Origin of the sequence: Inquilinus sp. Marseille-Q2685 (assembly GCF_916619195.1) — a bacterium.
Classification (GTDB): Bacteria; Pseudomonadota; Alphaproteobacteria; order DSM-16000; family Inquilinaceae; genus Inquilinus.
Genome location: NZ_CAKAKL010000002.1, coordinates 726560 through 744432 on the forward strand (window position 1 = coordinate 726560; position 17873 = coordinate 744432).

General features: G+C 71.9%; 15 protein-coding genes and 1 tRNA gene. 4 read left to right on the top strand and 12 right to left on the bottom strand.

Annotated elements, in window-relative coordinates:
* Window positions 1–368: 368 nt before the first annotated feature.
* On the bottom strand, window positions 369–2711 hold the full coding sequence (locus LG391_RS34855) for a bifunctional salicylyl-CoA 5-hydroxylase/oxidoreductase (protein WP_304608462.1): 2343 nt from the start codon (window positions 2709–2711) through the stop codon (window positions 369–371).
* A gap of 85 nt (window positions 2712–2796) precedes the next feature.
* The gene (locus LG391_RS12515) at window positions 2797–3423 is read right to left on the bottom strand and encodes a glutathione S-transferase family protein (protein ID WP_255646580.1); all 627 of its coding nucleotides are present in this window, start codon (window positions 3421–3423) and stop codon (window positions 2797–2799) included.
* A gap of 175 nt (window positions 3424–3598) precedes the next feature.
* On the opposite strand from LG391_RS12515, the gene LG391_RS12520 reads away from it, so the two are divergent.
* The gene (locus LG391_RS12520; protein ID WP_225768340.1) at window positions 3599–4021 is read left to right on the top strand and encodes a GFA family protein; all 423 of its coding nucleotides are present in this window, start codon (window positions 3599–3601) and stop codon (window positions 4019–4021) included.
* 7 nt (window positions 4022–4028) lie between these two features.
* On the opposite strand, the gene chrA is transcribed toward LG391_RS12520, so the two are convergent.
* The 4 genes from chrA to LG391_RS12540 all read right to left on the bottom strand — a co-directional run bounded on the left by chrA (window position 4029) and on the right by LG391_RS12540 (window position 7593).
* Window positions 4029–5423, bottom strand: a complete 1395-nt coding sequence (gene chrA / locus LG391_RS12525; RefSeq protein ID WP_225768341.1) for a chromate efflux transporter — start codon at window positions 5421–5423, stop codon at window positions 4029–4031.
* A 7-nt stretch (window positions 5424–5430) separates the two neighbouring features.
* A complete protein-coding gene (locus LG391_RS12530) occupies window positions 5431–6249 on the bottom strand; it encodes a chromate resistance protein ChrB domain-containing protein (RefSeq protein ID WP_225768342.1) in 819 nt (272 codons plus the stop codon).
* Window positions 6250–6420: 171 nt separating this feature from the next.
* The gene (locus tag LG391_RS12535) at window positions 6421–7314 is read right to left on the bottom strand and encodes an arginase family protein (RefSeq protein WP_225768343.1); all 894 of its coding nucleotides are present in this window, start codon (window positions 7312–7314) and stop codon (window positions 6421–6423) included.
* 202 nt (window positions 7315–7516) lie between these two features.
* A tRNA-Arg gene (locus LG391_RS12540) sits at window positions 7517–7593 on the bottom strand.
* Window positions 7594–7805: 212 nt separating this feature from the next.
* On the opposite strand from LG391_RS12540, the gene LG391_RS12545 reads away from it, so the two are divergent.
* The 3 genes from LG391_RS12545 to dapE all read left to right on the top strand — a co-directional run bounded on the left by LG391_RS12545 (window position 7806) and on the right by dapE (window position 10394).
* Window positions 7806–8288 (top strand): DUF4864 domain-containing protein, encoded by a 483-nt coding sequence (locus tag LG391_RS12545; protein WP_225768344.1) that lies wholly within the window; start codon window positions 7806–7808, stop codon window positions 8286–8288.
* An 85-nt stretch (window positions 8289–8373) separates the two neighbouring features.
* Window positions 8374–9216, top strand: a complete 843-nt coding sequence (dapD, locus tag LG391_RS12550; RefSeq protein WP_225768345.1) for a 2,3,4,5-tetrahydropyridine-2,6-dicarboxylate N-succinyltransferase — start codon at window positions 8374–8376, stop codon at window positions 9214–9216.
* Between the two features lie 8 nt (window positions 9217–9224).
* Window positions 9225–10394, top strand: coding sequence for a succinyl-diaminopimelate desuccinylase (dapE, locus tag LG391_RS12555; RefSeq protein ID WP_225768346.1), 1170 nt, complete (start codon window positions 9225–9227; stop codon window positions 10392–10394).
* Window positions 10395–10848: 454 nt separating this feature from the next.
* Here dapE and truA read toward each other — a convergent pair whose 3' ends face one another.
* The 6 genes from truA to LG391_RS12590 form a co-directional block, all read right to left on the bottom strand.
* Entirely contained in the window at window positions 10849–11712 is an 864-nt protein-coding gene (gene truA, locus LG391_RS12565; protein WP_308013046.1) for a tRNA pseudouridine(38-40) synthase TruA, read from the bottom strand.
* Window positions 11713–11845: 133 nt separating this feature from the next.
* Window positions 11846–13180 (bottom strand): glycerate kinase, encoded by a 1335-nt coding sequence (locus LG391_RS12570; protein ID WP_225768348.1) that lies wholly within the window; start codon window positions 13178–13180, stop codon window positions 11846–11848.
* Between the two features lie 19 nt (window positions 13181–13199).
* The gene (locus LG391_RS12575) at window positions 13200–14639 is read right to left on the bottom strand and encodes an SLC13 family permease (protein WP_225768349.1); all 1440 of its coding nucleotides are present in this window, start codon (window positions 14637–14639) and stop codon (window positions 13200–13202) included.
* 62 nt (window positions 14640–14701) lie between these two features.
* Complete coding sequence (fmt, locus tag LG391_RS12580) at window positions 14702–15619, bottom strand: methionyl-tRNA formyltransferase (protein WP_374200743.1); 918 nt, start codon at window positions 15617–15619, stop codon at window positions 14702–14704.
* 10 nt (window positions 15620–15629) lie between these two features.
* A complete protein-coding gene (locus LG391_RS12585) occupies window positions 15630–15953 on the bottom strand; it encodes a YbaB/EbfC family nucleoid-associated protein (RefSeq protein ID WP_225768350.1) in 324 nt (107 codons plus the stop codon).
* Window positions 15950–17791, bottom strand: a complete 1842-nt coding sequence (locus tag LG391_RS12590; RefSeq protein ID WP_225768351.1) for a DNA polymerase III subunit gamma/tau — start codon at window positions 17789–17791, stop codon at window positions 15950–15952. Before LG391_RS12590 ends, LG391_RS12585 begins: the two co-directional genes overlap by 4 nt.
* Window positions 17792–17873: the final 82 nt, after the last annotated feature.

Sequence of the window (17873 nt, forward strand, 5' to 3'; positions counted from 1 at the left end):
CAGAACCTTCATTTGACTGCGACGGGCCGACCGGATCCTTGGGGCCGGAACGCCCCTCTTCTGGCTTCACGGCGCCAGGATTTCACGATGGCCGGAAGTAAAGGAATGCTGTCCGTGGGCGTATCGCCACAAGAGGTATGAATATGGTCCGCGAGGCGGAGCCGAGCCCGGAACTCTCCCTTTGTTCAAGGGAGCCCGCGACGATGCCGCACACCCGATCGCCACCCGGCTGATCCGTCGGTCGGTAGGATCATCATCTTGGTCGAGGGTGTTTGCGCCCTCCTCTCCGCATGAGCGCTTGGAGGAACGGATATCGATGCCACGGCCACTGTCATCGTGCGGCGCTGGACGGCGCTCCCGGCGCGGCGTCACCGCCCATGCCGTCTCGGCCGGGCCTTGATCTGCAGCTCGGCCTGCTTGTCGGCCGCCCGGGCGATCTCGCGGAAGGCCTGGTCGCGGCCCGGCCAGTACTGCTGCGGCCACGCCTGGCCGCGCACGCCGTACCAGGCCTCGGCCTGGCGGACGAAGGTCGGGTTCCACAGATGCGGCCGGCCGAGCGCCACCAGGTCGGCCCGTCGGGTGTGCAGGATGGTGTTGATCTGCCCCGGCTCGGTGATGGCGCCGACCGCCATGGTCGCCATCTTCGGCACGTTGCGGATCGCCTCGGCGAACTGCACCTGGAACATGCGGCCATAGACCGGCTTCTGGTCCGGCACGGTCTGGCCGGCGGAGACGTCGATCAGGTCGCAGCCGGCGTCGCGGAAGGCCTCGACGCTGGCGAAGACGTCGTCCTCGCCGATGCCGCCCTGCTTCCAGTCGGTGGCGGAGATGCGCACCGACATCGGCCGCTCCTCGGGCCAGACACCCCGCATCGCCCGGAACACCTCCAGCGGATGGCGCAGCCGGTTCTCGACCGGCCCGCCATACTCGTCCGTCCGCCGGTTGGTCAGCGGCGACAGAAAGGAGGCGAAGAGATAGCCGTGGGCGCAGTGCAGCTCGAGATGGTCGAAGCCGGCGCGGGCGGCGCGTTCGACCGCCTGCACGAAGTCGGCCTTGATCCGGTCCATCCCGGCGCGGTCGATCTCCCGCGGCACCGGGCTGACGCCCTCGATCCAGGGCACCGGCGAGGCCGAGATCACCGGCCAGTTGTCCGCCGGCTCGGCGATCGGGTGGTCGGGGTTCTCCCAGCCCAGCTGGGTCGACCCCTTGCGCCCGGAATGGCCGAGCTGCATGGCGATCTTCGTCTCGCTGTGGGCGTGCACGAAATCGACCAGCCGCTTCCACTGCGCCTCATGCGCGTCGGTCCACAGGCCGGCGCAGCCGAGGCTGATCCGCGCGTCCGGCGACGGGCAGGTCATCTCGACGAACATCAGTCCCATGCCGCCCAGGGCGTGCGAAGCGTAGTGGACGAAGTGCCAGTCGGTGAGGTTGCCGTCGCGGTCGGCGGAATACTGCGCCATCGGCGACATCACCACGCGGTTCGCCAGCTCCATGCCGCGCAGCCGGAAGCGGGTGAACATCGGCGTCGGGCGGCTCGAGCGATAGTCGTCGCCGGTCTCACGGAACAGCCGCTCGTAGAAGGCGTCGTCGGCGCGGCGCACGAACTCCGGGTCGCGAATCCTCAGATTGTCGTAGGTGATCGACTTGGCTCGGCACATCACCACCATGGCGAACTGCATCGGGTCCATGTCGAAGGACCGGTTCATGTGCTCGAACCAGGCCAGCGACACGTCGGCATTGTGCTGGGTGACCTGGCACGGGGTACGCCGGGCCTTGTCATAGGCGGCGAAGGCCGCCTCGACGCTGGTCTCGCCATGCGCCACCACCGCGTCCGACAGGGCGATGGCGCATTCCATCGCCAGCTTGGTGCCGGAGCCGATCGAGAAATGCGCCGAGGCCTTGGCGTCGCCCAGCAGCACGATGTTGCGGTGCCACCACCGCTCGCAGAAGATCCGCGGGAAGCGCCGCCACATCGACCGGTTCAGCAGCAGCGGGTGGCCGTCCAGCTCCTCGGCGAAGATCGCCGCCAGCTTGTCGCGCGAGCCCTCCTCGTCCGCCTCGGCGAAGCCGTGCCCCTGCCAGCAGGCCTCGTCCATCTCGAACACCCAGGTCGAGCGGTCCGCTTCATACTGATAAGTGTGGGCGCAGATCACGCCGTGCTCGGTCTGGCGGAAGAAGTAGTTGAACTCGCCCATCGGCCGGGTCGAGCCCATCCAGCAGAAGCGGTTGGCCTTGATCGAGACCTCGGGCCGGAATTCGTCGCGAAAATGCTCGCGGATCGCCGAGTTGATGCCGTCGGCGGCGACGATGACGTCGGAATCCGCGAAGTGCTGCCCGAGCGTCGCCGGGTCGATCCGGTCGGAGAAGGACAGCTCGACCCCGACCTCGCGGCAGCGGCCCTGCAGGATCTGCAGCAGCCCCATCCGCGAGGTGCCGCAGAAGCCGTTGCCGGCGCAGCGGACGGTCTCGCCCTTGTAGTGGATCGCGACGTCGTCCCAGTAGGCGAAGCGGTCGCGAATCCGCTCGTAGGACTCCGGGTCGCGCGACAGGAACTCGTCCAGCGTGTCGTCGGAGAAGACGACGCCGAAGCCGAAGGTGTCGTCGGCGCGGTTCTGCTCATGCACCGCGACATGCCAGTCCGGCCGCGCCTTCTTGGTCAGAAGCGCGAAGTACAGGCCGCCCGGACCGCCGCCGATGACCGTGATCCGCATCCCGTCTCTCCCGTCCCGGGCCGGACGCGCAATCCCGGCCCTGCCCCGCGAGAGTACGGCGAATTGCTTTAGGCCTAAAGCATTTTCAGGCCGGCGCGTTGAAGGGCTGCGAGACGGCCCGGAACGCCGGCAGCTGCTCCAGCCGGGCCGCGTCGGCGGCCAGCGCCGGGATCGCCCCTGCCGGGACCAGGCCGGGATGGGCCTCGGCCAGGAAGCGCAGCACCACAGCGACGGCGATGTCGGCATGGCCGAGGCGGCCGCCGAACCAGTGTTCGCCGGGCCGGCCGGCGCGGTCGGCTTCGAGGATGGCGAGGGCGTCGGCGATCTGGGCCCGGCAGCGGGAAACCCACACGTCGGAGACCTCGCGGTGCAGCCGCTGCTCGTAGAACAGGCTGACCGCCTTCTCCGCCGTTCCCATCGCCAGCGCCGCGACCTTCATGGCTCGGCGCCGGTCCGGCTCGATGCGCGGGTACAGCGCGCGTTCGGCCGGCACCAGGCTGTCGAGATAGTCGAGAATGCAGTGGCTCTCGATCAGCGTGTCGCCGTCGTCCAGCACCAGCGTCGGCACGCGGGTCAGCGGGTTGTAGGGCCGGATCTTCTCGGGATCGCCGAACACCGACCACGGCCGGTGCTCGAAGGGCAGGCCGTACAGCGTCAGGGCGATGCCGACACGGCGGACGAAGGGGGAATCGAACTGACCGATCAGGATCATGGGCGGCGCTCCGGACAGCAGGAAGCCGCCGCGTTCCGCGGACGAGGCCCCCTCAAGGCCTCCAGGATCTGCCAGGCTTGCGAGCGCTGTAAAGACACCCGCGCCGGAACCCAGGGTTGCCATCGCGGCCGACCTGGCCTTCACTTTCCTCGGCAACAAGGGGGAGGACCGCGCCGTGCCCACGCCCATCACCGGCCGATGCTTCTGCGGTGCCGTCCGCTTCCGCTTCGACCAGCCGCCCGTGACCGCGCGCGCCTGCTGGTGCCGGGACTGCCAGTACCTGTCCTCCGGCAACGCCTCGGTCGGCGTGATCTTCCCGACCGCGGGCTTCACCGTGACGGGCCAGACCAGCGAATATCTCAGCCGGGCGGACAGCGGCGCCATGATGCGCCGCCGCTTCTGCCCGGCCTGCGGCACGCCCCTGTTCAGCGAGGCGCTGGAGGAGCCGGGCTACATGGTGGTCCGGGCCGGCGCCCTGGACGATCCGGAGGTCGCCCGCCCGGCGAGCGTGATCTGGACCGCCTCGGCCCCGAGCTGGGGCCATGTCGACCCGGCCCTGCCGTCCAGCCCGCGCCAGCCGGGGCCGGTGTCGGGCTAGCGGCTGTTCATGCCGGCAGTTGCCCGAGCACCACGCCCGCCACCGCGCACCCCGCCAGCGTCGGGATCATCCCGACTCTGAGCCGCAACATCGCCACCATCGCCGCCACCGCGAGGACCGCCGCCCGCCAGTCGATGCTCCCCGGCACCGGCAGGTTGGGACCGACGCCGAGGAGGCCGAAGGTCCGCACCTCGCGGAACACGACATGCAGCGCGAACCACAGCGCCAGGTTCAGCACCACCCCGACCACCGCGGCGGTGATCGCCGACAGCGCGGCCGAGATCGCCCGGTTGCCGCGCAGCGCCTCGACATAGGGCGCGCCCAGGAAGATCCACAGGAAACAGGGCGCGAAGGTAACCCAGACCGTCAGCAGCGCCCCGAGCCCGCCGGCGAGCAGCGGGTCGAGACCGCCGGGCGCCCGGTGCGCGGCGAGGAAGCCGACGAATTGCAGCACCAGGATCAGCGGCCCGGGCGTGGTTTCGGCCAGACCCAGCCCATCGACCATCTCGCCGGGCGCCAGCCAGCCGAAGGTGTCGACGGCCGCCTGGGCGACATAGGCCAGCACCGCATAGGCGCCGCCAAAGGTGACCACGGCCATCAGGGAGAAGAAGCCGCCGATCTGCGTCCAGATCGCGGACGGCCTCGCGACCAGCCACAGCAGCAGGACCGGCCCGAGCCACACCGGCAGCCACAACGCCAGCACGCGGATGGCCCGCCGCCAGGACGGGTCGGCATGGGCCAGCTCGCCTTGCTCGAACATCCGGTCGACCACGCCCCCGGCGTCGAACGCCGCGCCCCCGCCGTGTCCGGCGGAGGCGAACAGCCCGGGCGCCCGGCGGCTGCCGATCCAGCCGCACAGCCCGGCGGCCAGGACGATCAGCGGGAACGGCACATGGAAGACGAAGAGGCCGACGAAGGCCGCGGCGGCGATCGCCACCATCGCCCGGTTCCGCAGCGCCCGCCGGCCGATCCGCAGCACCGCCTCGACCACCACGGCCAGCACCGCCGCCTTGACGCCGAGGAACACGGCATCAACCAGCGCGACCTGGCGCGTGAGGGCGTAGAGGATGCTGAGGCCCAGCATGACCAGCGCGCCGGGCAGGATGAACAGGATCCCGGCCACCAGCCCGCCGGCCGTCCGGTGCAGCAGCCAGCCGATATAGACGGCCAGCTGCTGCGCCTCCGGCCCCGGCAGCAGCATGCAGTAGTTGAGCGCGTGCAGGAATCGCTGCTCGCCGATCCAGCGGCGCTGCTCGACCAACTCCCTGTGCATCAGCGCGATCTGGCCGGCCGGGCCGCCGAAGCTCAGCAGCCCGATCCTGGCCCAGACCCTGGCCGCCTCGGCGAAGGTCGGGGCAGCCGGCGCCATGGGCGTGGCGCCGGCGTCCGTGACAATCGACATGACCGCCTCAAACCGGCTTCGGGCCGGAGGGCCAGTTGTGCGTCTCCTCGGTCGCATCCCGGCACCAGCGGTAGAAGGCGTCGTACAGCGCCAGCCCGGCCGCGAGCTGCTCGAGATCGTCGCGATGCATGCGCGACAGGCCGAGTGAGGCGGCCAGCAAGCCGGCCGCCTGCGGTGCAAGATCAGGCCGCGCGGTGTCGGCCCCGCGCACGATCGCGGCCAGCCGGTCGAGCGCGTCCGAGGCCAGCCCGAATTCCTCGATCATGGTGTCGAAGGTGCAGCGCTCGCCGCGATGGCTCCAGAACACGCCGTCGATGTCGAAAGGCGTGGCCTGGAAGCGGTCGGCGACCGCCGGCACCTCGGCGGCCGCGACGAACAGGAACACGGCGCTCGGATCGACGAAACGGCGGATCAGCCAGGGGCAGGCGATGCGGTCGACCTTGGGCCGGGCGCGTGTGACCCAGACGGTCCGCCCGGTCGCGTCCCGCGGCGGCAGGCGGCCGGCCTCGACCAGCAACCCGCCGGCGTCGCGCCAGGCCTCGAAGCCGCCTTCCAGGCTTTCGGCGCGGACGCCCTCGTGCAGCAGCCAGGCGGTGACGCCCTGGCTGAGCTTCTGGCCCTTCTGGCAGACCACGACGACCTTGTGGCCGGCCAGGTCCTTCGCCCAGGACGCGACCGACCGGAAGTCGCGCCGCTGCGCCGCCGGCGGCAGGCGCGGATCGGCCTCGACGTCCTCGGGCGTGCGGACATCGACGATCGTCGGCGCGTTGGGCAGGCCGACGAGACGGGACAGTTGCGGAACGGTGATCTCGGTGTTCGACGGCATGGCGTCCATCCTCGATGAGGACCGTGGACGCGAACTTTGGGCTGCCGCCTCACGGGGTAGTCGCGGATGACCCCTTGCGCCGACTATACGCGCACAGCCGCGGCACGGGCAAGGACAGGCGATGCGCGGATTGCCGGTCGGCGCGGCTTCAGGTCCTGCAGGGTCGCGACGTCATCGCGCCGCCGGCCCGAGGGCGGCCGCCAGGATGTCGGCCAGGCCACGGCCGGCGCTGCCGTCCCGGTCGAGGCGCGGATTGTAGATCGTGACCTCGAGGCCGACCGCCTTCCTGCTCGCCAGGGCGATGCGGAGCGCGGCCGCGAGCTCGTCCCAGGACAGGCCGCCCGGCACCCGAAAATCGACCGCCGGCATGATGGCGTCGTCGAGGCAGTCGGCGTCGAGATGGAGGAAGAATCCGTCCAGCTCCGGCCGCGTCAGGTGATCGACCGCCGCGCGGGCCGCATTCTCCACGCCCAGGCGGCGCACGGCGTGAAGGTCGTAGGCGCGCAGCTCCGGCGGCAGGGGCTGGCTGCCGAACTCGGCCTGGTCCTCGTGATCGCGGAAGGCGAAAGCCACGGCGTCCTCGGCCCGGACCAGCGGGGCTCGGCCTTCGATATTGGTCAACAGCGCCGGCCCGTATCCGGTGGCGAAGGCCAGGTCCATGGAGGCGCCCTCGCCGTTGGGCTCCGCCTCGGGCTGGAAGAAGTCGGCATTGCCGTCGATGAAGAGCAGCCCGTAGCGGCCCCGCCGCCGCAATGCGAGCATCGAGCCCAGGAGGATCGTGCAATCGCCGCCCAGCACCACCGGGAACTCGCCCGAATCCAGCACCGCCCCCACGGCGTCGGCGAGCCTGGGCGACCACGCCGCGATCGCCTCGGCGTTCAGGGTCCCGGTCCCGGGGTCGGGCGTCGGGTCCTTCGGCGGCACGGTCAGCCGCCCGGCGCGACGCGCCCGGATGCGCTCCGCCAGGCCCAGATCGAGGAGCCGGTCGGGCAGGCCTTCCACGCCGTCGGTCGCCAGGCCCAGGGTGGACGGCGCTTCGAGGATCGCATGGCGGCGGGTCGGCATCGGGACGCTCCAGCCGTTGTGGGCTGGAACAGCCGCGATGGCGGGATGGTTCCTCGGGCAGGACCGGGATTCCGCCGCATCGGGCGGCGCCAGCCCTTGGATCATGCCCCTGCGCATCTTGCGGGAATGACGAAGCCCGCCCGCGAAGGCGCCGGCATGAGATCCGGGATGGAGGATTGGAAAGCCTATCTCAGCGAGATAGTGGCGCGCCCGAGAAGATTCGAACTCCTAACCTTCTGATCCGTAGTCAGATGCTCTATCCAATTGAGCTACGGGCGCGTTCTGCGGGGCGTCTTGTCGCCGCCCCGTCGTCAGGCGGGCGGAACCTAGTCGATGCCCGCCCCCGATTGCAAGCCCCATTTTCATCGATCCGACACGAAACGAGGCATGCGGCCGCCGCATGGGCCGCAGCCCCTGCCCTGCAGCCGCTTTCCCGCCGCGCCCGGCCGCGCCATCTCCCTTCCAGGGACGGCAGAATCCGGGAGGCCATCATGGGGCTGGTGTGCGACGTGGTCGGGCGCGTTCTCGCCCTCCTGCTGCTGATCAGCATGCCCGCCTTCGCCCAGGCGCCCGTCGGCGACGCCGACAACACTATGATCGCGGCCGACACGACGATTGTCGGCAACGCCGACGGGGCGGCGATCATCGGCGTGATCCGGAAACAGCTCGACGCCTTCCAGGGCGACCGGGCGGCGGAGGCCTTCGGCTATGCCTCGCCGAACATCCAGCACATGTTCGGCACGCCGGACCGGTTCATGGCGATGGTCCGCGAGGGCTACCAGCCGGTCTACCGGCCGCGCTCGGTCGATTTCCGCGAGCTGGTCACGAGCCGGGGCCGGATCGTGCAGAAGGTGCTGTTCGTCGGCCCGGACGGGGTGCCGGTGATCGCCGAATACATCATGGAGCGGCAGCCCGACGGCAGCTGGCGAATCGACGGCTGCCGGCTGGACCGCAGCGGCGATCGATCGGCATGACACCTAGGTCAGAGGTGGCGTTGACAAGCCGGACGGGGGCGCCCCATCGTGCGGGCCCGACACCAGAGATTGCCGATTTCCCGCCATGACCGACACCGCGCTGAAGACCGCCATCGAACAGGCCTGGGCCGACCGCGACAGCCTGACCCCGGCCACCCAGGGCCCGGCCCGCGACGCCATCGAGGCGGCGCTGGAAGGCCTCGATTCCGGCGTCCTGCGCGTGGCCGAGAAGATCGACGGGCAGTGGCAGGCCCATCAGTGGCTGAAGATGGCGGTGCTGCTGTCCTTCCGCATCACCGACAGCAAGATCGTCGCGGGCGGGCCGGACGGCGCGGTCTGGTACGACAAGGTGGCGCCGAAGACGCTCGGCTGGGGCGAGAACCGCTTCCGCGAGGCCGGCTTCCGCAGCGTGCCGGGCGCGGTCGTCCGCCGTTCCGCCTACATCGCGCCAGGCGTGGTGCTGATGCCGAGCTTCGTCAATGTCGGCGCCCGGGTCGACAGCGGCACCATGGTCGACACCTGGGCCACCGTCGGCTCCTGCGCCCAGATCGGCAAGAACTGCCACCTGTCTGGCGGCGTCGGCATCGGCGGCGTGCTGGAGCCGCTGCAGGCCAACCCGGTGATCATCGAGGACGACTGCTTCATCGGCGCGCGGTCGGAGGTGGTCGAGGGCGTGATCGTGGAGCGCGGCTCCGTGCTGTCGATGGGCGTGTTCCTCAGCGCCACCACCAAGATCGTCGACCGCGAGACCGGCACCGTCACCTACGGCCGGGTTCCGGCCTATTCGGTGGTGGTGCCCGGGTCGCTGCCCGGCAAGCCGCTGGCCGACGGTTCGCCCGGGCCCTCGCTGGCCTGCGCCGTCATCGTCAAGCGGGTGGACGAGCGCACCCGCGCCAAGACCTCGATCAACGAGCTGCTGCGCGACTGACCCTCGACATGGCGACGACGGCCGTTCCAGACCCGATCGAGCTGACCCAGGCGCTGATCCGCTGCCCCAGCGTCACCCCGGCCGATGCCGGGGCGCTGGGGGTGCTGGAGGCGGCGCTGGCGCCGCTGGGCTTCCGTTGCGAGCGGATGCGGTTCGAGGCGCCGGGCACGGCGCCGATCGACAACCTCTATGCCCGCATCGGCAGCGGCCGGCCGCATCTCTGCTTCGCCGGCCACACCGACGTGGTGCCGCCGGGCGACGAGACGCGCTGGCGCTTCCCGCCCTTCGAGGGGCGGATCGCCGAGGGCCGGATCTGGGGCCGCGGCGCCTGCGACATGAAGAGCGCGGTCGCCGCCTTCGCCGCGGCCGCCGGCCGCTTCCTCGCCGAACGCGGGTCTGCGTTCGGCGGCTCTATCAGCCTGCTGATCACCGGCGACGAGGAGGCCGAGGCGGTCAACGGCACGGTGAAGGTGCTGCAGGCCCTGGCGGCGCGCGGCGAGGCGATCGACGCCTGCATCGTCGGCGAGCCGTCCAGCAGCGAGGCGGTGGGCGACACCATGAAGATCGGCCGGCGCGGCAGCCTGACCGGCCGGCTGACCGTGCGCGGGGTGCAGGGCCATGTCGCCTATCCGCACAAGGCCGACAACCCCCTGCCCCGGCTGGTGCGGATGCTGGCGGCACTGGGCCCCGGACCCGAGATCGACGAGGGCAGCGCCCATTTCGACCCGTCGACGCTGGCCATCACCACCATCGATGTCGGCAACCCGGCCGCCAACGTGATCCCGGCCGAGGGCCGCGCCACCTTCAACATCCGGTTCAACGACACCTGGACGGCGGACAGCCTGGGCGCCTGGCTGCGCCAGCGCTTCGATTCGGTCGGCGGCGACTATGCGCTGGAACTCCGCAGCGGCGCCGACAGTTTCCTGACCGCGCCGGGCGAGCTGACCGGGCGCGTCGCCGGGGCGGTGGAGCGGGTGACCGGCCGCCGCCCGGCCTTCAGCACCTCGGGCGGCACCTCCGACGCCCGCTTCGTCAAGGATCATGCGCCGGTGGTCGAACTCGGCCTGGTCAACGCCACCATCCACAAGACCGACGAGAACGTGCCGGTCGAGGACATCGACACGCTGACCCGGATCTACCAGGCGGTGCTCGAGGACAGCTTCCCGGAGAAGGGCTGACGGCCATGGCGGTGTCTTCGGCCGACATCATCCGCGGCGTCTGGGGCGCCTGGCGCCTGGCGCGGCGCGACACCGGCGGCATGGCCATGTTCGACATCTCGCCGGACGGGGCGGCCAAGAGCTTCTTCGCCGCGGTGCTGGCCTTCCCGCTCTACATGATCGTCCAGGCCCTGTTCCTGGGCGACAGATGGCCCCTGCTGCTGCAGCCGCTGCCGTTGATCGTGCAGACCTTCGGCTTTGCCGCCGCCTGGGCGCTGATGCCGGCGGCGCTGACCTGGATCCTGCCATGGCTCGACCGTGGCCGGCGCCTGCCCGAGGCCATCGTCGCCTACAACTGGGCTACCCTGCTGATCATGCTGGCCCAGTTCGTGCGCATCGTCCTCGACGCCGTCGGCCTGCTGCCCGGAACGGTGGGCATCGTCGTCGCCATCGCCGTCGCCGCCGCCTGCTACCTCTATGAGGGCTTCGTGCTGCGCACCGCGGTCGAGGTCGACGTGCCGATCGCGGCGGGGCTGGTGGTGTTCGACGCACTGGCCTCCGAGCTGCTGGCCGGCTGGGTCGACCTGGTCGCCAAGTCCTCCCTGTAGCGCACCCACAGGAAGCACAGCCCGTCCGGCGGCGCGGTGGCGCCGGCGGCGGCACGGTGGCGCGCTGCCAGCACCTCGGCGACCCAGCCGGGCGGGCGCTTGCCTTCCCCCACCAGCTTCAGCGTGCCGGTGATGTTGCGGATCTGGTGGTGCAGGAAGGACCGCGCCTCGGCCTCGATCTCGATCGCCTCGCCGCGGCGCACCACGTCCAGCCGGTCCATCGTCCGCATCGGCGACTTGGCCTGGCATTCGGCGGCGCGGAAGCTGGTGAAGTCGTGGTGCCCGACCAGGTGCTGCGCCGCCTCGTGCATCGCCGCGGCGTCCAGCGGCCGCGCCACCTGCCAGGCCTGCCCGGCCTCGAGCGCCAGCGGCGCCCGGCGGTTGACGATGCGGTAGCGATAGGCGCGCATCACGGCCCAGGTGCGGGCGTCGAAGCGGTCGTCCCCCTCCTCCGCCGCCAGGATCGCCACGGGCAGCGGCTTCAGGTGGAAATTGCCCGCGTCGCGCACCGTGCCGGGATCGGTCGGCCGGGCGATGTCGGCATGCGCCCCCTGCCCCGCCGCATGCACCCCGGCATCGGTGCGGCCGGCGGCGGTGATCCGCACCTCCTCGCCGCAGAATCGGAAGATCGCCTCCTCGACCGCCTGCTGCACCGACAGGCCATGGGCCTGCCGCTGCCAGCCGACGAAGGGCCGTCCGTCATACTCGATGGTGAGCTTGTACCGCGCCATGCGCCGCACCATAGCGGCCCCGGCGAGAAGCGCCAGCGTCGGTCATCGTAGCCTGCCTTTCCCAGCCCCCTTGCGTCCTGCGTCGCCTTGCGGCGAGTCGGATGTGGGCGCGAGCCGCGAAGAGCGTATCGGGTCATACGGTCGAGCGGCCCGCGCCCGCAGGCGGCCGCCGCAAGGCGACCCTCCGGGCCGTCGTCCCATGCCCGCAGGGTGCGTCGAACGGCTTGCCCGATGTGCCGCATCGCGCTGCGCCGTTCTCCTGCCCTGCGGGCATGGGACGACGGCGCAGGGCACAAGGGGGCTGGGAAAGGCAGGCTAGCACCATGCGCAGCGCCTGCTCGGCGGCGTCGGCGACCAGCCGCGGCGCCTCGGCCAGCGCCTCCGCCAGCGAGCAGGGGCGCTTCAGGATGCTGAAATAGGCGTCGATGCCGGCGGCGAGGTTGAGATGCGCATCCGGCCCGACCGTGCCGGCCAGCGCGATCACCGGCAGGCCGTAGCGCTTGGCCCGGCGGGCGATCTCGGACGGCACCTTGCCGAAGGGGGTCTGGCCATCGAGGCTGCCCTCCGCCGTCAGCACCAGGTCGGCCCGGCGCAGCAGCGCGTCGATGTCGATATAGCGCATGACGATGTCGTAGCGCGGGTGCAGCACGGCGCCCAGCAGGGCGTGCAGCCCGGCGCCGAGCCCGCCCGAGGCGCCGCTGCCCGGCATGTCCCGCAGCTCGACGCCGAGATCGCGGCGCACCGCTGCCGCGTAGGTCTCCAGCGCCTGTTCCAGCGCCTCGACCGCCGCAGGGGTCGCGCCCTTCTGCGGCCCGAACACCCGGCTGACGCCGCGCGGCCCCAGCAGCTGGTTGTGCCAGTTCAGCGCCACGTCGATCCGTACCCGGCCGAGCCGCGGGTCGCGCCCGGCGAGGTCGATCCGCCGCAGCCCGGCAAGGGCGCCGCCGCCGGCGCCGATCTCGGCCCCAGTTGCGTCCAGCAGCCGGATGCCGAGCGCCTGGGCCATGCCGGCGCCGCCGTCATTGATGCCGGAATCGCCGCAGCCGACCAGTATCCGCCGCGCCCCGGCGTCAAGCGCCGCGCGGATCAGCTCGCCGACGCCGCGGCTGGTGGTGCGCAGCGGGTCACGCGCCCCGGCCGGCACCAGGCGCAGCCCGGCGGCCGACGCCATCTCCAGCACCGCGATGCGGCCCCGGCCGCCGAGGAAGCCGAACTGCGCCTCGACCGGCTGCCCGACCGGCCCGGTGACCTTGACCCGGTGCAGGCGCCCGCCGGTCAGGGCCACCAGGGTCTCGGTGAAGCCCTCGCCGCCATCGACCATCGGCGCCGACAGGATCTCGGCCTGCGGCAGCGCGGCCAGCACGCCGCGGGCCATGCAGTCGATCACCTCGGCCACGCCCAGCCCCTCCTTGAAGCCGGACGGGGCCAGCAGGACGCGAATCGGCTTGTTCGATCGAGTGATCATCATGTCGTCCTCGAACAGCGGGTCAGAGGGGGAAGCGGCCGAAGCCCAGCGCCGGCCAGACGGCCAGGGCGAAGAGCAGCAGCAGCGCGAACAGCATCGGCAGCAGCGCCAGGGAGAGACGGAGAAGATCGGCCGGGCCGTAGCCCTGGTCCTCGCCGGCCAGGCCGAACATCGCCACCGGCTTGGCGCTGGCCATCAGCGTCTGGCAGAAGCCGGTGGCGGCGACGACGAGCAGCCCGGCGCCAGCGGGGTCGAGCCCCAGCCCGGCCGCCCCGGCCAGGACCGGCGGCAGCAGCACCGACACCCGAGCGGTGCGCGACTGCACCACGAGATGCAGCAAGAGGCCGATCGCCGCGAGCCCGGCGCAGGCGAGGATGGGGGCCGCGCCGCCGAGCCCGTCGAGCGCGCCGCCGACCAGCCGGCCGCTGACGCCGGACGCGGTCAGCCCGTCGGCGATGGCGATGGTCGCCGCCATGAACAGGATCAGCGGCCATTCCACCGCCTTCAGCCCGTCGCGCAGCCCGCCGCCGCCCAGGCCCGGCAGGGTCAGCAGCAGCGCCCCGGCCAGCGCGATCAGCGTGTCGTCGATGCCGTGCAGCGGCGCGGTGAACCAGCCGAGCACGACCAGGGCCGCGATCCCGAGCGCCGGCAGCGTCTGCCGCCCGGGCGTCGCCGGCATTGTGGCCGGCGCCGTCAGCGGGGTGCGGCGGTCCTCCGGCGTCAGGAACAGGAAGAGGATCGCCTCGATCGCCAACGCGGTGCTGGCCAGGGCGAAAGGCAGGCCCAGCAGCGCCCAGTCGAGGAAGCCGATCGGCCGGCCGGTCCAGCGCCCGATCATCTCGGCCGCCAGCAGATGCGCGCCGGCGCCGGTCAGCGAGGCGAAGGCGGACAGCAGGATCGCGGTCGGGAACAACAGGGCCAGGGCGCGGCGCAGGCGGGAATTGGCGGTGGCGCTGGCCAGCGCGGCGTGCACCGGGATCATCAGCGCGGCCCGGCCCGAGGTCGAGGGCACGACGAAGGCGGTCGCCAGCATCACGAGGCCGAGCCCGTGGAACAGCGCGCGCGGGCTGCGGGCGCGCGCCGCCACCAGCCGCGCCAGCCGGTCGGCCAACCCGGCGCGCTTCAGCGCATCCGCCAGGATGAAGGCGGCGATCAGCAGCCAGACCAGGTCGTTGCCCAGCGCCGCGAACACCGGATCCGGAGCCGGGAAGACCCACAGCGCCATGCCGAGCGCCGCCAGCAGCGCCACCAGCGTGTCGTCCAGCCGGGTCAGCCCCCAGCCGATGATGGCGAGGCCGAACAAGATCAGGGCGGAGCGGGCCGGCCGGTCGAACGAGGCCAGCCCGAGCTCCACCGTGACCGGCAGCAGCATCGCCAGCGACAGGGCGAGAAGGGTCCGCGGTGCGGGAAGGGTCAGGCGGCCCGGTGCGAGGGGCGGCGCGAGGGAGTGTCGGGCGAGCACCGTTGTCTCCGGATCATGTGACGTTTCCGTGACAACGATGGAGGTGGGATCTTATTCCGCGGCTATCTCAAGATCGTTCCGGCGGGGATCGGAAAACCGTTCAGCAGGTCGCGCGCCGGCATGGGCGCCTTGCCCGCGCGCTGCAGCCGGGTCAGGCGGATGGCGCCGCGGCCGCAGGCGACCGTCAGCTGCTCGTCCAGCACCGTGCCGGGCTCGCCCGAACCATGGGCGAGGATCGCCGCCAGCACCTTGATGCGCTCGCCGTCGTGCTCGAACCAGGCGCCGGGCCGCGGCGTCAGCGCCCGCACCTGGCGGTCGATCGCCGAGGCATCGGCCCAGTCGATGCGCTCGTCCTCCGGCCCGATTTTGGCGGCGTAGGTGACGCCGTCCTCCGGCTGCTTCGTCTCCACCGCCCGGCCCGCGGCCACGGCGTCGAGCGCCGGTCCGATCAGCCGGGCGCCGAGGGCCGCGAGCGCGTCGTGCAGCTCCGGCGTGGTCGTCTGCGGCCCGATCGGCACCCGCCCGGCCAGCAGCATCGGCCCGGTGTCGAGCCCTGCCTCCATCCGCATGATGGTGACCCCGGTCTCGTCGTCCCCGGCCAGGATGGCGCGGTGGATCGGGGCGGCGCCGCGCCAGCGCGGCAGCAGCGAGGCGTGGATGTTGAAGCAGCCGAGCCGCGGCGCGTCCAGGATCGGCCGCGGCAGGATCAGCCCGTAGGCCGCGACCACCGCGGCGTCGAGGCCGAGATCCCGGAACTCGGCCTGCGCCTCGGGCGTGCGCAGCGTGGCCGGGTGACGGACCGGCAGCTGCGCCGTCGCCGCGGCCCGGTGCACGGCGGAGGGCTGCAGCTTGTGGCCGCGCCCGGCCGGTCGCGGCGGCTGGGTGTAGACGGCCGCGATCTCGTGCCCGGCCTCGATCAGCGCGAGCAGCGCGGGCACCGCGAAATCCGGCGTGCCCATATAGGCGAGGCGAAGGGGCATGATCGGCTGCTCAGAACGGCAGCTTCATCCCCGGCGGCAGCTTCAGCCCGCCCATCAGCTTCTGGGTTTCGGCCTGCACCGCGGCCTCGACCTTGCCCTTGGCGTCGTTGAAGGCGGCGACGATCAGGTCCTCCAGCACCTCGACCTCGGAGGGGTCGACCAGCTTCGGGTCGATCTTGAGCGAGCGGAGCTCACCCTTGCCGTTCAGCACCACCGCGATCATTCCGGCGCCGGCCTGGCCCGGCACTTCGATCTCGCCCAGGCGCGACTGCATCTCGGCCATCTTGGCCTGCATCTCCTGCGCCTGCTTCATCATCTGTCCGAGATTCTTCATGCCTCTCGCGGCTCCTCTTCATCGGTGGCGTCCGGGGCGGGCTCGGCTGCCGGCCCCGCGACCTCATCCTGTTCCAGCGGGTTGCGCAGGTCGCGGATCACCGCCCCCGGGAAGGCGCTCATCACCGCCTTGACCAGCGGGTGCTCGGCCGCCGCCGCCAGGGCGTTCTCGCGGTCGGTCCGGGCCTGCTGGGTCAGCGTCGGCGCCCCCTCGGCGCCGGAGACGCTGACCACCCAGCGCTCGCCGGTCCAGTCGCGCAGCGCGGTGCCCAGGCGGTTGGCCAGGTCCGGCGGCGCCGAGTCATGCGGCCGGAACTCCAGCCGCCCCGGCTCGAAATGCACCAGGTGCACGGCGCTCATCAGTTGGCCGTGCAGCACCACGTCGCGGTGGAAGGCGATCTGCACCAGCTCGTCGAAGCTCTTCGGGTCGGCCCGCAGCACCGCCTTCGGTGCCGGCGCGGCCGCGACCGCCGCCGGAGCCGGGGCCGGAGCAGGCGCCAGCGCCACCGGCGCCGGCTCGGCCGGCACCACCGACAGGCCACCGCCGCCTGCCGCCATCCGGGCGCCGCCGCCGGGACCGGGCCCAGGGGCCGGGCCGGCGGTCACCGCCCCCTGGGCCTGCAGGTCGCCGAACTTGCGGACCAGCTCGCCCGGGCTGGGCAGGTCGCTCATATAGAGCAGGCGGATCAGCACCATCTCCAGCGCCGCCTGCGGGTTCGGCGCCGCCTGCACCTCCCCCGCCCCCTTCAGCAGGGTCTGCCAGGCCCGGGTCAGGCCCGGCAGCGAGATCCTCTCGGCCAGGGCGCCGCCGCGCTTGCGCTCGACCTCCGGCACCGCCGGGTCGTCCAGCACCGCCGGAACCATGCGGGCGCGGGTGACGAAATGGATGAAATCCAGCAGGTCGCCGAGGACGGATTGCGGGTCGGCTCCCGCCCGGCGCGCCGCCTCCAGCCCCTCCAGCATGCGCGGGCCCTCGCCGGCGAAGGCGGCCTCCAGGATGTCGATGACGCTGGAGCGGTCGGCCAGGCCCAGCATCTCGCGCACCTGGGCGGCGGCGATGAAGGGCCTGTCGCCGACCGGCGCGCCCTGGGCGATCGCCTGGTCCAGCAGCGACAGGCCGTCGCGGGCCGACCCGTCGGCGGCGCGGGCGATCATGCCCACCGCCTCCGGCTCCGCCGCCACGCCTTCCTTGTCCAGGATCCCGGTGAAGTACTCCTGCAGCTGGTCGGCGCCGATCCGGCGCAGGTCGAAGCGCTGGCAGCGCGACAGCACCGTCACCGGCACCTTGCGGATCTCGGTGGTGGCGAAGACGAATTTCACATGCGGCGGCGGCTCCTCCAGCGTCTTCAACAGCGCGTTGAAGGCATTTTTGGAGAGCATGTGCACTTCGTCGATGATGTAGACCTTGTACCGTGACGCCACCGGGCCGTAGCGCACGCCGTCGATGATCTCGCGGATGTCGTCGACGCCGGTGCGGCTGGCGGCGTCCATCTCCATCACGTCGACGTTGCGGTCCTGCAGGATGGTGCGGCAGGGCTCGCACACGCCGCAGGGATCGGCGGTCGGCCCGCCCTTGCCGTCCGGGCCGACGCAGTTCAGCGCCCGGGCCAGGATCCGCGCCGTGGTGGTCTTGCCGACGCCGCGCACCCCGGTCAGCACGAAGGCGTGCGCCAGCCGGCCGGAGGCGATGGCGTTGGTCAGCGTCCGCACCAGCGCGTCCTGGCCGATCATCTCGGCGAAGGTGGTCGGCCGGTACTTGCGGGCGAGCACGCGGTAGGCCGCGGCCTTCCCGGGCTGCGGCGGATCCTCGATCAGGGGCAGGGCTGCGTCATCGCTCATGGCGCGCGATCATAAGGAATGGAAGCCGTGGTCGAAAGGCCGAAGCACGACCTGCCGGACGAAGAGCGATCAAGCGATGAGG